Consider the following 14,064-nt stretch of genomic DNA (forward strand, 5'->3'; position numbering starts at 1 on the left):
ATGAAGTTTTCGATCACATCAAAAGGTGATGAAACATCTAATGCTTTGGCGCAAAAAATCAGAACCTATTTGCTCGATTTCGAGTTTCAATATGATGAAGATCAGCCGGATATCGTGATTTCCGTCGGGGGAGACGGAACATTGCTTTATGCATTTCATCGATATAATAAACGATTGGATAAAACAGCGTTTATAGGAGTTCATACGGGGCATTTAGGATTTTATGCCGACTGGCTCCCGAATGAAATTGAAAAAATGGTGATTGCAATTGCTAAAACACCGTTTCAGATCGTTGAATATCCATTGCTTGAAGTGGTGGTCCGGCATAATGGCGGGAGTGAAGCCTCCTACCTTGCGCTAAATGAATGCACAGTGAAAAGCATTGAAGGGACTCTCGTCATGAATATAGAAATTAAAGGGCTTCTCTTTGAAACATTTCGAGGAGATGGGTTGTGTATTTCAACACCGACAGGAAGCACCGCCTACAATAAAGCGCTTGGCGGTGCTCTCATTCATCCTTCACTGCGGGCTATTCAATTAACAGAAATGGCTTCCATAAACAACAGGGTGTTCCGGACAATCGGCTCGCCGTTAATTTTGCCTGACCACCATACGTGTATGCTAAAGCCTGTCAATGATGTTGATTTTCAAATTACAATCGATCATTTAACACTTCTTCACAAAAACGTCAGGTCCATCCAATGCCGGGTCGCACAGGAAAAGGTAAGGTTTGCGAGATTTCGGCCTTTCCCATTTTGGAAGCGGGTCCGGGACTCGTTTATTGGCGACAGATAAAGGAAAGAGAAAAACATGGGGACATTTCAGCTTCATTGGGACATCAAAAAAGAACATCATGGCTGGCTGCTTAGAGAATTTTTGCGGGAGCATCATATTTCTAAATCCGCTTTAACAGATATTAAATTTAACGGTGGAAAAATTGTCGTTAACGGGAACGAAAAAAATGTCCGATACGTCTTACAAGAAGGCGATCAAGTAACCGTCCATTTTCCGGAAGAAAAGAGAAGCCAGTCGCTCATTCCAGAGAACATACCATTGGACATTGTTTATGAAGACGATTATTGCCTTATTGTAAATAAACCGGCGTTTTTGTCCACCATTCCGTCTAGAGAGCATCCGTCAGGAAGTCTTGCGAACGGGCTTTTACACTATTATGATCAACAGCGGCAAAATCTTACGGTGCATATCGTCAATCGGCTTGACCGGGATACATCCGGGCTGCTTCTTGTAGCCAAACATCGCTACAGCCATTTTCTTTTTTCAAAGGAACAGCAAAAAGGAGCGGTAAAACGGACATACATCGCAATTGTCCATGGAAGGATCAGCGAAGACGAAGGCATCATCGATGCGCCAATTGCAAGAAAGGACGATAGCATCATCGAGAGAACTGTCAGGGAGGATGGAAAAAAAGCTATTACGCATTTTCGGGTCATAAGCCGCTTTTCTGACAAAACGGTTGTTGAGGTAAAGCCTGTAACTGGTAGAACTCATCAAATTCGTCTACATATGTCCTATATAGGTCATCCGCTTTTAGGAGATTCGCTTTATGGTGGACAAAAAGAAGAAATTGACCGCCATGCCCTCCACAGTCAGTCGCTGTCCTTCTATCATCCCGTTTTGCATAAAAATTTGACGTATACTTGCAAGCTTCCTTCTGATATGGAAAAAATAATTAAGCATGCGCGCCTGTAAGTGCATGCTTTTGTTATGAAAAAATGTACGACAAAATCAGATAGATTTGTTAATATAGTAAAACACAAAACTTTTCGATATTTTTCCGGAAAGGAGGAGATTTTATGCAGCCTAAAACAGATGCACCGGAATACAGACAGTTGATGATTGACAAGCTGAGAGAGAACAATGTAGAGGAATTCCGTTCGCTGTTTTTTGAGCTACATCCATATGATCAGGCAAAATTTTTTCTAAAACTTGACCAGCCGGATAGAATGCTTTTATATCAAATTCTATCTCCGGAAGAAATGGCGAATGTTTTTGAAAATATAAGGGATGATAAAAACCGCTACAAATCGCTGCTTGAGGAAATGCATCCGGCATTTGCCGCCAAAATGATGGAATACATGTACGCTGATGATGCGGCAGATGTATTAAGTGAGCTGACAAAAGAGAAAATTTCCAGCTATTTAACCATCATGGACGCTCAAGCTGCCAAAAGCATAAGCGAGCTTCTTGATTATGAACAATTTACCGCAGGAAGTATTATGACAACCGAGTTCGTTGCCATTAATGCCAATTATACGGTGCGGTCAACGATGGACTTGCTGCGGAAAGAAGCTCCTGATGCGGAAACAATATATTATTTATATGTGATTGACGAAGAGAAACATCTTGTTGGCGTCCTGTCGTTAAGAGATTTAATTGTTCATGAAGACGATACTTTGATTGCTGACATTATGAAAAAGAAAGTCTACTCGGTATCTGTGGCGGATGATCAGGAAGAAGTAGCAAGAAAGATGAAGGACTACAATTTTTTGGCTCTTCCGGTTGTTGATTTTCAACATCGTCTTGTTGGAATTATAACTGTTGATGATATTATTGATGTGCTGGACGAAGAGGCTTCTGACGATTACTCGAAACTGGCCGCTGTCTCGGATGTAGATTCATATGATCCGAATGCTGTTTCTGCTGCCAAAAAAAGATTGCCATGGCTTATTATTCTCCTATTTTTAGGAATGTTCACCGCCGGCCTAATCGGCCAGTTTGAAGAAACGTTGAACAAAGTGGCAACTTTAGCGCTCTTTATACCATTAATTGCAGGGATGGCTGGAAATACAGGAACACAAGCTCTCGCTGTTGCCGTAAGAAGAATTGCAACAGGCGAAGGCACTTCCGAACGCGTGTGGAAAATTATTCTCAAAGAAGCTGGAACCGGCTTGATTACCGGAACAGTATGCGGAATTGTTGTTGCACTGACAATTTTTATTTGGAAGCAGAAATTTTTCTTAGGACTGCTAGTGGGTCTTTCCATATTGTCAACGCTGACTGTTGCGACAATTGCCGGGGCGTTTGTTCCTCTTGTCATGCACAGGCTTCGCATTGACCCGGCTGTGGCCTCCGGTCCATTTATTACAACGATTAATGATATGATCAGCATTTTGATTTATTTTGGCATGGCGACACTATTTATGAACTATTTGCTCTAACAAAATTAGCTAAAGGAGGCGCAATATGGAATCACATGCAGTAACCTCTCTTGTCATCGTGCTGGTCGGCGCTTTTTTAACCCCGATTTTGCTGCATCGGTTCAAACTGACATTCATTCCTGTCGTCGTTGCGGAAATTATTGTCGGATTAATCATCGGGAAAACGGGATTTAATTTAGTGCAGGAAGATGTATGGCTGGCAACTCTCTCAACGCTGGGATTTATATTTCTCATGTTTTTAAGCGGGCTTGAGATTGATTTCACCATTTTCTCCAAAGAGAAGAAAAAAGAAGAAAAGCTGCCCAACGGAAAAAACGCTCCTCATACTTTTTTGGTTGCGTCAATTGTTTTTCTTGGCATTTTCGTTGTTTCATTACTTTTATCGTATTTGTTAATGTGGATGGGATTTATCCGCAATGCCTTTTTCATGACGTTAGTGATTTCAACGATTTCTTTAGGAGTAGTAGTGCCGACGCTGAAAGACGAGCAGATTATGAAAACAAACATCGGCCAAATTATTTTGCTGGTGGCTGTCATAGCCGACCTTGTCACCATGATTTTGCTGGCGGTTTTTGTCTCCTTAAACAGCGAAGGAGAAAGCAATACATGGCTTCTGCTTCTTTTGTTTGCAGCAGGCGTACTGCTTTACTTCATTGGCAAAAGGTTTAAAAGTCGATCCTTTATTAAAACGATGTCAAAAGGAACGGTTCAAATTGGAACAAGGGCGGTTTTTACGTTAATTCTCGCACTTGTAGGTTTATCGGAAACGCTTGGGGCAGAAAATATTTTAGGCGCCTTCCTTGCGGGAGTTTTAGTCTCGCTTTTATCGCCTAATTCAGACTTGGTGCAAAAGCTAGATTCGTTTGGTTACGGTTTTTTAATCCCGATCTTTTTTGTCATGGTAGGGGTGGAATTGGATTTATGGGAATTGATCAAAGATCCGAACCTTCTTTTGTTAATTCCTTTGTTATTTCTCGCCCTCTTGATCTCAAAGTTTATTCCCGTTTTTGTGCTGAGAAAATGGTATGATACGAATACAACGATTGCGGCGGCGTTCTTGTTGACTGCTACTTTATCATTAGTTATTGCGGCAGCTGAAATTGGACAGCGAATCGAACTGATTGATAAGCAAATGGCTGACGCATTAATAGTAGTTGCCGTGTTAACAAGCATTATCACGCCGATAGGATTTAAAAAATTATTCCCCAAAAAAATGGCGGTGCAGCCAAAAAAGAAAATTGCTTTTATTGGTGCAAATCAAATGACCCTTCCAGTCACAAGGGAATTGGACAAAAATTTGTATGAAGCAACCGTATATCATACACAGCAAGACAAAATTGAAAACGGGACTGCTCAATCGGTGTTTAAAATTGAAGAATTGAAAGACTATTCGATAGAATCATTGAATGAACACCACATAATGGAAGCTGATATAGTAATAGTGGCTACTGGGGATGAAGAAAGAAATGCGGAAATTGCGACATATGCAAAAGAATGCGGCGTAGAACAGGTCATCGCCTCTATTTCTTCCCCGGAGTTGGATCAAGCATTAAAAGAAAAGGGGATCAGCGTATTTTCCGTCATGCTGTCAACAAAAACGCTGCTCAGGGCTTTGATCGAATCGCCTGGCGTTATGCGGATCTTAACAAACCAAGACAACTCTCTTTATCAAATTAATATGAATAACCGAAAATATGATGGAATGAAGCTTCGATACTTTCCGTTTACAGGAGATTGTATCTTTGTCCGGATTTTTCGAGGTGAAGATTCCATTGTGCCTCACGGCGATACCGAATTGAAAAAAGGGGACCGCTTGATTGTAACGGGTTCCCGCAAATATGTAAATGAGTTAAAAGATGAGCTGGAATTTAGCAAATAATATTTGCAAACAAAACAAATTGTGATAGCATGAAATTAGTATGAAAATTTAATAAGCATCCACTAGGGGAGCCTTTGGAAAGGCTGAGATTAAAGTGTTGACTTTAAGACCCTTTGAACCTGATCTGGATGATGCCAGCGTAGGGAAGTGGGAATTTGAAACATATGTCTGATATTCCATTACCACTTTCCAGCAAGGAAGGTGGTTTTTTATTGTTTCCAGTCTCACCCTTGGACAGCTGCTTTCCAGTTTTGAACCTTGAAAGACGAGTGTGAGCGTCTTTCTCATGAAAGGAATGTACAATGTTGGAGCTTCATGCCGTAACAGACGGAACAAAACCAGTCAACGAGCTAATACGCATAATTTTGTCCATATCAGATCATGTTGATTACGTTCATATACGAGAAAAAAATAAAAGACCATGTGAGATCATTCATCTTGTAGAACAGCTTTTGGCAAACGGGATAAGGAGAGAACAGCTTGTTATCAACGATCGGCTCGATGTTGCGCTCCTAACAGGCGTTCAAAATGTTCATCTTCCGGGAACCGGCCTGCCGGTAAAAAAAGTGAAAAGCGCTTTTCCGCAAATAAAAGCCGGTGTCAGCGTCCATTCATTAGATGAAGCGGTAAAAGCAGAAAAAGACGGAGCAGACTATTGTTTTTTCGGAAACGTTTTTGAAACGAACAGTAAAAAAGGACTTCCGGCAAAGGGAACAGATTTGCTTGGGAAAATCGTTGGACACGTCAATATTCCTATTATCGCCATCGGTGGGATCACGCCTGATAATATGCAAAAGGTTTTAGAAAAAAAAGCAAGCGGTATTGCCGTTATGTCCTATATCTTTTCTTCGAAAGATCCAGAGAGCGCTGCCAAACTTTTCAGGAAAGGGGAAGCTTTTTAAAATGAACGTTTTTGATGTTGGAATCATCGGGGGAGGGGTCATCGGCCAAGGGATCGCCTATGAGCTATCAAAAGCAGGGCTGAAGACCGCCGTGTTTGAAAGCGGCGAAATCGGAGGTAAAGCGACATCCGCTGCAGCAGGAATGCTGGGTGCCCATTCTGAAAATGAAAAAAGAGACATATTTTTTGAGCTATGCTTAGAGAGCCGAAATTTATATCCGAGCCTTGCAAAAGAATTATTGGAGCAATCTGGTGTGGATATTGAGCTTGTGCAGGAAGGCATGTATCGGCTTGCATTTACTGAGGAAGAAGGCCGCTTTCTGCAATCGCTTGCAGATGAGAATGAACTAGAATGGCATTCAAGGGAAAACGTACTGGCAAATGAGCCACATGTTTCTGAAGACATTGCGGGAGCTCTTTGGCTTAAGCATGACGGCCAAGTGAAAGGTTCATCTGTTTGCCACGCATATGCGAAAGGCGCTAGAAAATATGGTGCATCTATTTTTGAACAATGTCCTGTTTTCGACGTGATTAAAGAGGGAAAAGCATACAAGCTTGTCACTTCCCAAGGAGTTTTTATATGTGGAAAAGTCGTCGTTTCAAGCGGAGTTTGGAGTGGCTTTTTCTTTGAAAAGCTGGGGCTGAGAAATCCAATGAAGCCCGTTAAAGGAGAATGCTTAGCCATAAAACCGAAAAAACTGGTGATCAACAAAACAGTGTTTTACGAGCACTGTTATATCGTACCGAAAAAAGACGGCACCGTTATTATTGGAGCAACTTCTTATGAAAACGACTGGGATACGCATCCGACAGTCAAAGGAGTATCCGAATTAATGATAAAGGTTCAGAAAATTATGCCAGAAATCGGGTCTGAACCGGTCGTTAGTGCTTGGTCGTCGCTCAGGCCGCAAACAGCTGACGGCTGGCCGTATTTTGCCGAGCACCCGGAGCATGAGGGAATCTTTTTTGCGACCGGCCATTATCGAAACGGCATTCTTCTAGCACCGATTACAAGCTTGATCGTAAAAGACATGATTTTGAAAACGAATCAATATGAGCGTTATGTGCATAGCTTTTCTTTAAACCGATTGCTTTCTGATGCGAAAGGGAGGTGATTAAACAGTGAAACTTCGCATCAACGGCCAGCAGATGGAAGTGGAGAATAGTGTTCGGAACATAGAAGATTTGCTGAACTTTTTTCAATTGCAGGAAAGAATTGTTGTCGTTGAACGAAATGGTGAAATTGTTTCAAAAGAACAATACAGTATCCAGACATTAAATGATGGTGATCAAATTGAAATTGTCCATTTTGTTGGAGGGGGATGATGATTCATGTTAAAAATAGGTGATAAAACATTTCAGTCGAGATTAATGTTAGGAACTGGAAAATATCCGTCTTTTGAGATACAAAAAGAAGCGGTGGAAGCCTCAGGTGCTGAAATTTTGACATTTGCCGTCAGAAGAATGAATATTTACGAGCCTTCACAGCCAAATTTTTTGGAGATGTTGGATTTATCGAAATATACTCTTCTGCCGAACACGGCCGGGGCAAAAACTGCGGAGGAAGCAGTCAGAATCGCCAAGCTTGCGAAGGCATCAGGATTATGTGATATGATTAAGGTGGAAGTAATTGGAGATGATAAAACGCTTCTCCCTGATCCGATTGAAACATTGAAGGCATCAGAGATGTTATTGGAAGAAGGGTTTATTGTTCTTCCATACACTTCAGACGATGTTGTTCTGGCGAAGAAGCTTGAAGAATTAGGGGTTCATGCCATCATGCCGGGAGCATCTCCGATCGGATCAGGCCAAGGAATTGTCAATCCTCTCAATTTATCATTTATTATTGAGCAAGCAAATATTCCAGTCATTGTTGATGCCGGAATCGGTTCGCCGGCAGATTGCGCACTCGCCATGGAGATGGGAGCAGATGGAATCTTATTAAATACAGCTGTTTCCGGTGCAAAAGATCCTGTGAAAATGGCGAAGGCAATGAAGCTGGCGATTGAAGCAGGCAGACTTGGATATGAAGCAGGACGCATTCCGAAAAAACGGTATGCACAAGCAAGCAGTCCAACGGAAGGAATGTTAACGACATAATGGAACGATATTCTCGCCAAATCTTGTTTTCTCCTATTGGAGAAGAGGGACAAAAAAAATTGCTGAAAAGCCATGTGCTCATTGTTGGAGCTGGAGCACTCGGCTGCGCAAGCGCTGAAATGTTAGCCCGTGCTGGAATCGGTAAAATAACCATCATTGACCGTGATTATGTCGATTGGAGCAATCTCGGGCGTCAACAGCTGTATACAGAAGAGGATGCGAAACAAAAGCTGCCAAAAGCGGTTGCTGCCAAAAAACATTTGCAGGAAATCAATTCGAACATTTCGATTGAAGCGATTGTGGGCGATTTCTCAATTGATTTTATTGAACATGTAAAGGATGTCGACCTTATCATCGATGGGACTGACAATTTTGAAACGAGATTTTTCATCAATGATTTAGCGATGAAGCACGAAATACCTTGGATCTATGGGGCAGTAGTGAGAAGTTATGGAATGACCGTTTCCATCGTTCCGAAACAAACACCATGCCTCCATTGTATGCTCCAAGCGATTCCGTCTGACGGAATGACGTGCGATACAGTTGGCGTGATCAGCCCGGCGGTGCAAATCGTCGCCTCTTATCAAACAGCAGAGGCACTGAAATATTTAGTCAGCGGAGAGGTGTCCAAGAAGTTAGTTTCATTTGATGTTTGGACAAGGGAGCATTCTGCAGTAGACATGACAAAATTAAAAAAGGCCGACTGCCCATCGTGCGGACATCACCCGACATATCCATATTTGTCGGTTGAAAATGGATTAAAAACAGCGGTTTTGTGTGGAAGGAATACCGTACAAATACGTCCGCAGCAAAAACAGAAGATTTCGCTATCAGAAATTACCAATCGTTTACGCCCGATCGTGAAAGACTTAAAAGGAAATGCTTATTTAATTTCCTTTCAGGCGGATGATTTCCGCGTTGTGCTTTTTCAAGACGGAAGAGCATTAATTCACGGCACTAAGGAAGAAGAGAAAGCAAAAGCTATTTATCAACGTTACTTCGGAGCTTAAATGGAGGTGTGTTTATGACCATCGGAAAAGCGTTGACGATTGCCGGGTCCGATTCAGGAGGAGGCGCGGGAATTCAGGCAGATTTGAAAACTTTTCAGGAGTTGGATGTATACGGAATGAGCGTGATCACGGCCGTTACGTCTCAAAACACATTAGGTGTTCATGGCGTCTACCCTGTTCCGATTGAAGGGGTGATCAGTCAGCTTGATGCAATTGCTGAAGATTTATCGCCAAATGCGGTCAAAACAGGAATGCTTTTTAATCAAGAAATCATCCAAATCGTCTCAAATAAAGTTCAAAAGCATGGATGGGAAAAAATTGTCGTTGATCCAGTAATGATTGCAAAAGGCGGACATCCATTACTTGAAGAGTCTGCCATCAACGCGCTCATCAACGACTTAATTCCGCTTTCGTTTATTGTGACGCCGAACATCCCGGAAGCGGAAGCGATTACGGGCATCGAGATAAAATCGTTTGATGATCGGAAAGAAGCTGCGAAAAAAATTTGCCAAATGGGAGCAAAGCATGTGATCATAAAGGGAGGACATCAGCCGTCGGGCAGCGAAATCATTGATTTGTTGTTTGACGGGCATGATTTTTATGAATTTAAAGGCAACTATGTAAACACAAAGCATACGCACGGAACAGGCTGCACTTTTTCTGCTGCGCTGACAGCTGAGCTCGCCAAAGGTAAAGACGTTATCGAAGCCGTAAAAACCGCAAAAGAGTTCATCCATCTTGCTGTAGAAAATGCGCTAGGCATTGGAGGCGGCCACGGTCCTACCAATCATTGGGCATATAAAAGAAATTTAGCTGCTTCGAAATAACATAAGCCGGACATATATGTTCTGGCTTTTTTCTCTTTTGTCCTTTATAATTATGATCAGGTATTAATAACTTGTAATAATGTTTAGGAGGATTTTCCATGAAATTGAATTTGGAAGGCCGAAACATTGTGGTCATGGGTGTTGCAAACAAGCGAAGCATTGCTTGGGGAATTGCCCGCTCTTTGCATGAAGCAGGAGCAAGATTGATCTTTACATATGTGGGCGAAAGAATGGAGAAATCGGTTCGAGAGCTTGTAGATTCGTTAGGACGGGAAGATTATCTCGTGCTGCCTTGTGATGTAACAAAGGATGAAGAAATCGAGCAGTGTTTTGAAAAAATTAAAAGCGAGGTTGGTGTGATTCACGGTATCGCTCATTGTATCGCCTTTGCGAATAAGGAAGAGCTGAGCGGTGAATATTTGAACACAACAAGAGACGGCTTCCTGTTGGCCCACAACATCAGTTCTTATTCTTTAACGGCGGTTGCGAAAACAGCCCGTCCTTTGATGACAGAAGGCGGAAGCATTGTTACATTAACTTACTTGGGCGGTGAGCGAGTCGTTCAAAACTACAACGTAATGGGAGTTGCGAAAGCGTCATTGGATGCTAGCGTGAAATATTTGGCGAACGATCTAGGTAAAGAAAATATTCGCGTCAATGCCATTTCCGCTGGTCCGATTCGTACGCTTTCGGCAAAAGGTATCAGTGATTTTAATTCAATTCTGAAGGAAATAGAAGAACGTGCTCCGCTGCGCCGAACCACAACACAAGAAGAAGTTGGAGACACGGCGTTGTTCCTGTTCAGCGATCTTTCCCGCGGCATTACAGGGGAAACGATTCATGTTGATTCAGGTTTTCATATTTTAGGTTATTAAGTTAGCTGAAAAAGATTAATCTGTGTGCGTTACTCGCACAAGATTAATCTTTTTTTATGGCAGGATAAAATGAAATTTTGCTGTCAGCTTCAAGGTGCCGCTATTTCAAGCCGTGAAGCTTGGATTTATTGTTGATGTTCTGTTACGACTTTTTGTCTCAATGTGCAGCGATTTTCAAATGCTCTTTTGTCATAAGAAAAAGTTAGATTTCCGTCATGATTTCATTCTATCGTGTCATAAAATAATGAGAGAAATCATATTTGAGGGTGGCGATCAAACTTGATTAAAAAAGAAAAATTAGAACCTTTGATGTATATTGTCCAGCCGAATATAAAAAAGCCTGAAGTGACCATGCAGTCGACGCTATTAAAAAAAATTGCAAATAATTCTAAGCAAGCGGTAAAGAGTACATGGACGAAAGAAGAGATTTATAAAAGAAGAAGAGAATTGGCAAATATGACGGTTCATGAAAAGATTGATTTCTTTTCAAGTCTTCCGGAGCATGTGTATAAAAACGTATGTGAAATTAAAACAGTAGAGAAAACATACAAAGGAATTATTTTGTCAAAGGAAAACGATGTCGTTCAAATCCGTACATTTGATCAAAATGAACCTTTGAAAATAAAATCGAAAAGTATTTTAGACATAAAAGTGTTAGGGAATTAAAATGGAGAACTCGGTTATGCCGGGTTTTTTATTTGAACGATACAAGTCTTCTCACTATGTTGGGGAACGAAAGGAGTATTGATTCCGATGGAATGGCATTGGTTTTCATTTGCTCTCATTGCATTGGCAACTTTTCGATTAACGAGAATTATAGTGTTTGATAAAATCGCTTCTTTTTTGCGCGCTCCATTTATAACAATTGTGGAGGAAAAAGCGGAGACAGGAGAAACCGTTTCTTTTTTCAGACCGAAAGGAAAAGGACTTCGATTGTGGATCGGTGAGCTTTTAAGCTGCTATTGGTGCACAGGAATATGGTGTGCCGCCATTTTATTTTTTGGAAATGAATATATAAACGTCATTTTCTATCCGATTACAGTTATTTTAGCGATCTCAGGCTTGGCAGGAATTATTGAACATTTACTTGATTGATTGTCGCCATTTACAATGTCCCTCAAGCACGAATTGAATAAACTAAGGGAATGGTTTGTTAAAGACATGAAAAGCGTTCATTTCGTCAGGAACGAATATTGAACCATGAATAATTTACAGCTTAAAATGCCCCTCAGGCGGAATCGCTCACTCTGGGAATTGGGTGTAAGGAAATAAAAGGGGTTCATTTTGGTCAGAAACGACAGGACGATATAGAACCTATGAACCTTTACAGCTTAAAATGCCCCTCAAGCGGAATCGGCTCACTCTCGGAATTGGGTGTAAGGAAATAAAAGGGGTTCATTTTGGTCAGAAACGACAGGACGATATAGAACCCATGAACCTTTACAGCTTAAAATGCCCCTCAAGCGGAATCGGCTCACTCTCGGAATTGGGTGTTAAGAAAGGGAAAGGGGATGAAAGTTGCCGTTTTGTCAGGAACGAAAAGGAGAAATTTGACCCCATTTATGAACGAAATGAATAAACATTTAAAGCCGGAAGCTTTAATAATTTCTTGCTGATTTCAAACATCACTGTGGAACATGTCCCTTAAGTCGAAGCTTTAGCAATAGACGATTCAAAAAAACGGAAAAAGTGTAAGAAAACCTGAATTTTTTACGAATTCGATCCGTTCATCTCAATTTCATTGATTTATGAGACTGACATGGCGGCTGCATTTCTTTACGAGAAGTTTCAGCGTCAAAAAGTTTTTCTGGCGGCAAAGTTCTTATTCTGACTAGCACCCTGTAATGAATTTTGCCGCCTATCGCTGAAAGGTAAGCAGCCAATTTCGAATGATTGTGTGGAAAGGACAGATTGTTAAAGTCGTGAAAAAAGAAACGGTCAAAAAATGAAAGTTCTTTTATAACCGGAAGGAATATAAAGAACTTTCATAAACTTGACCGTCTGTTAATTGATAATAATTTTGTTTTCAAACGGAATGCCTTCTTTCTTCTCCTGGCAATATACAAACCCTTCAATCACCAGCGCTTCATCGAAGACATCGAATGGGAAAGCAATGTGAAAGCCTTCAAAAGAGATTTTTTCATTTGGTTCGATCGATAATTTTTCACTAGGTTTCAGCCAGTATTCCCCTTTTTCTTGAATTTGCTTTCGCCATTCCGGGTGCAAATACTCCCATTCCAAGGAAGAATGAGTATTATAGTTGAAATCATTTTCGTTTTGATTTTTGGTTGTAATGATTTTTCCGCTGAATTGAACGTGCTGATGGGGATGAATGTGAATGCATAATACAGGATAATGCAAAGGTTGTTCTGTGATGTTTTCCATCAAGGCATTGCCAAGAATCGTTACCGGATCATCGCTTTCACGAGGAAGAACAATCGAATACGAAAATTGAGCGCGAATCGGATCGTTTATGGAGGCGTTTTTTTCATTTTGGACAGATTCATTCTCTTGTCGTTGGACATTTTTTTCGTAAAGTGATTGGAATAAAAATTGAGAGACATCTAAAAGTTCATTTCGTTCAGCAGTTAATAAATCGATCCGAAGCTGCTCTTTTTTCGATTCGGTGATCAATCGTTCTTTTTCCTTTATTTCAAACAAAAGGTCTTGAATCTTTTTGTCAGCGGCTTGCTTTTCCTTTAATAAACCAGTGACAGATGCTTTCAGCAGTTTTAATAGGTCGTTTCGCTCCTCTTCAACAATGGAAAGCTGATTGCTGATCTTTTCAACATGTTTCTCAGCTTCTTTTAATTGGGATTGAACGGAAAGGATTTCATGTTCAAATTGTTCTTTTGCGATGCAATATTGCTCGCTGGTTCGGATGACTGCTTTGTAATATTCCGTTTTTTCCTGTTCCTGCAGCAGCTTATTTTGCATGCTTGCCAATTCATTTTTGTATTTCGAAATTTCGGATTTATAGTGGATAAGCTGCTGCTGAAGCTGTAAATAATCCTGTTTGTTCCGTTTTATTTTGTTCATTGAATCTCCTCCTCGGACAAATAAAAAAATATAAGTGGAAAACAGTTTGTTGCCATTTCCTCCAAACAGAAGAATTTTTATTTAACGATTTAATAGGAAAATAGTATAAATGATAAAACCTCAGATCATTAATAAGCGTGACGTACGGAATTTGGCTGATAAGCGTTTCAAAACAGCCCAATTTGCTATAAAAGGATGGAAACTCACAAAGCGCCGCTACCGCCAGCTTTGAAAGAGCAGTTTTACTATACATA

The 14,064-nt window shown here is 40.9% G+C and carries 14 protein-coding genes and 1 riboswitch; of the genes, 13 read left to right on the forward strand and 1 reads right to left on the reverse strand.

Annotated features, from left to right (window positions below):
• From NSQ84_RS05275 to NSQ84_RS05335, 13 genes are all read left to right on the forward strand, one after another.
• Positions 1-795, forward strand: a complete 795-nt coding sequence (locus tag NSQ84_RS05275) for an NAD kinase (protein WP_063387497.1) — start codon at positions 1-3, stop codon at positions 793-795.
• A gap of 15 nt (positions 796-810) precedes the next feature.
• Positions 811-1,710: an RluA family pseudouridine synthase gene (locus tag NSQ84_RS05280; protein ID WP_130157353.1), complete on the forward strand. Its 900-nt coding sequence runs from the start codon at positions 811-813 to the stop codon at positions 1,708-1,710.
• Positions 1,711-1,814: 104 nt separating this feature from the next.
• Positions 1,815-3,179 (forward strand): magnesium transporter, encoded by a 1,365-nt coding sequence (gene mgtE / locus NSQ84_RS05285; RefSeq protein ID WP_063387499.1) that lies wholly within the window; start codon positions 1,815-1,817, stop codon positions 3,177-3,179.
• Positions 3,180-3,204: 25 nt separating this feature from the next.
• Positions 3,205-5,058, forward strand: a complete 1,854-nt coding sequence (locus tag NSQ84_RS05290; RefSeq protein WP_339212312.1) for a monovalent cation:proton antiporter family protein — start codon at positions 3,205-3,207, stop codon at positions 5,056-5,058.
• A gap of 54 nt (positions 5,059-5,112) precedes the next feature.
• Positions 5,113-5,221: riboswitch (TPP riboswitch) on the forward strand.
• Positions 5,222-5,360: 139 nt separating this feature from the next.
• The gene (gene tenI, locus NSQ84_RS05295; protein ID WP_232515498.1) at positions 5,361-5,960 is read left to right on the forward strand and encodes a thiazole tautomerase TenI; all 600 of its coding nucleotides are present in this window, start codon (positions 5,361-5,363) and stop codon (positions 5,958-5,960) included.
• A gap of 1 nt (position 5,961) precedes the next feature.
• Positions 5,962-7,074: a glycine oxidase ThiO gene (gene thiO, locus NSQ84_RS05300; protein WP_327856669.1), complete on the forward strand. Its 1,113-nt coding sequence runs from the start codon at positions 5,962-5,964 to the stop codon at positions 7,072-7,074.
• Positions 7,075-7,081: 7 nt separating this feature from the next.
• Positions 7,082-7,285 carry a sulfur carrier protein ThiS gene (gene thiS, locus NSQ84_RS05305; protein ID WP_063387503.1) on the forward strand — a complete coding sequence of 68 codons (204 nt, stop codon included), beginning with the start codon at positions 7,082-7,084 and terminating at the stop codon, positions 7,283-7,285.
• 6 nt (positions 7,286-7,291) lie between these two features.
• A complete protein-coding gene (locus NSQ84_RS05310; RefSeq protein ID WP_063387504.1) occupies positions 7,292-8,059 on the forward strand; it encodes a thiazole synthase in 768 nt (255 codons plus the stop codon).
• Positions 8,056-9,069, forward strand: coding sequence for a thiazole biosynthesis adenylyltransferase ThiF (locus tag NSQ84_RS05315; protein WP_063387505.1), 1,014 nt, complete (start codon positions 8,056-8,058; stop codon positions 9,067-9,069). The genes NSQ84_RS05310 and NSQ84_RS05315 overlap by 4 nt, the downstream gene beginning before the upstream one ends.
• A gap of 14 nt (positions 9,070-9,083) precedes the next feature.
• A complete protein-coding gene (gene thiD / locus NSQ84_RS05320) occupies positions 9,084-9,896 on the forward strand; it encodes a bifunctional hydroxymethylpyrimidine kinase/phosphomethylpyrimidine kinase (protein WP_117017057.1) in 813 nt (270 codons plus the stop codon).
• A 98-nt stretch (positions 9,897-9,994) separates the two neighbouring features.
• On the forward strand, positions 9,995-10,771 hold the full coding sequence (fabI, locus tag NSQ84_RS05325; RefSeq protein ID WP_063387507.1) for an enoyl-ACP reductase FabI: 777 nt from the start codon (positions 9,995-9,997) through the stop codon (positions 10,769-10,771).
• Between the two features lie 279 nt (positions 10,772-11,050).
• Positions 11,051-11,437: a CotO family spore coat protein gene (locus tag NSQ84_RS05330; protein ID WP_063387508.1), complete on the forward strand. Its 387-nt coding sequence runs from the start codon at positions 11,051-11,053 to the stop codon at positions 11,435-11,437.
• Between the two features lie 87 nt (positions 11,438-11,524).
• A complete protein-coding gene (locus tag NSQ84_RS05335) occupies positions 11,525-11,866 on the forward strand; it encodes a DUF1360 domain-containing protein (RefSeq protein ID WP_063387509.1) in 342 nt (113 codons plus the stop codon).
• A 909-nt stretch (positions 11,867-12,775) separates the two neighbouring features.
• Here NSQ84_RS05335 and NSQ84_RS05340 read toward each other — a convergent pair.
• Positions 12,776-13,810 (reverse strand): hypothetical protein, encoded by a 1,035-nt coding sequence (locus tag NSQ84_RS05340; protein ID WP_339212315.1) that lies wholly within the window; start codon positions 13,808-13,810, stop codon positions 12,776-12,778.
• Positions 13,811-14,064 lie beyond the last annotated feature (254 nt).

It is taken from the genome of Aeribacillus sp. FSL K6-3256 (assembly GCF_037965805.1).
Taxonomy (GTDB): domain Bacteria; phylum Bacillota; class Bacilli; order Bacillales; family Aeribacillaceae; genus Aeribacillus; species Aeribacillus composti.

Excerpts from the sequence above, each read along its gene's own strand:
- NSQ84_RS05275 (WP_063387497.1), top strand. The coding sequence starts at position 1 with ATGAAGTTTTCGATCACATCAAAAGGTGATGAAACATCTAATGCTTTG.
- NSQ84_RS05280 (WP_130157353.1), top strand. The coding sequence starts at position 811 with ATGGGGACATTTCAGCTTCATTGGGACATCAAAAAAGAACATCATGGC.
- mgtE (WP_063387499.1), top strand. The coding sequence starts at position 1,815 with ATGCAGCCTAAAACAGATGCACCGGAATACAGACAGTTGATGATTGAC.
- NSQ84_RS05290 (WP_339212312.1), top strand. The coding sequence starts at position 3,205 with ATGGAATCACATGCAGTAACCTCTCTTGTCATCGTGCTGGTCGGCGCT.
- tenI (WP_232515498.1), top strand. The coding sequence starts at position 5,361 with ATGTTGGAGCTTCATGCCGTAACAGACGGAACAAAACCAGTCAACGAG.
- thiO (WP_327856669.1), top strand. The coding sequence starts at position 5,962 with ATGAACGTTTTTGATGTTGGAATCATCGGGGGAGGGGTCATCGGCCAA.
- NSQ84_RS05310 (WP_063387504.1), top strand. The coding sequence starts at position 7,292 with ATGTTAAAAATAGGTGATAAAACATTTCAGTCGAGATTAATGTTAGGA.
- thiD (WP_117017057.1), top strand. The coding sequence starts at position 9,084 with ATGACCATCGGAAAAGCGTTGACGATTGCCGGGTCCGATTCAGGAGGA.
- fabI (WP_063387507.1), top strand. The coding sequence starts at position 9,995 with ATGAAATTGAATTTGGAAGGCCGAAACATTGTGGTCATGGGTGTTGCA.
- NSQ84_RS05335 (WP_063387509.1), top strand. The coding sequence starts at position 11,525 with ATGGAATGGCATTGGTTTTCATTTGCTCTCATTGCATTGGCAACTTTT.
- NSQ84_RS05340 (WP_339212315.1), bottom strand. The coding sequence starts at position 13,810 with ATGAACAAAATAAAACGGAACAAACAGGATTATTTACAGCTTCAGCAG.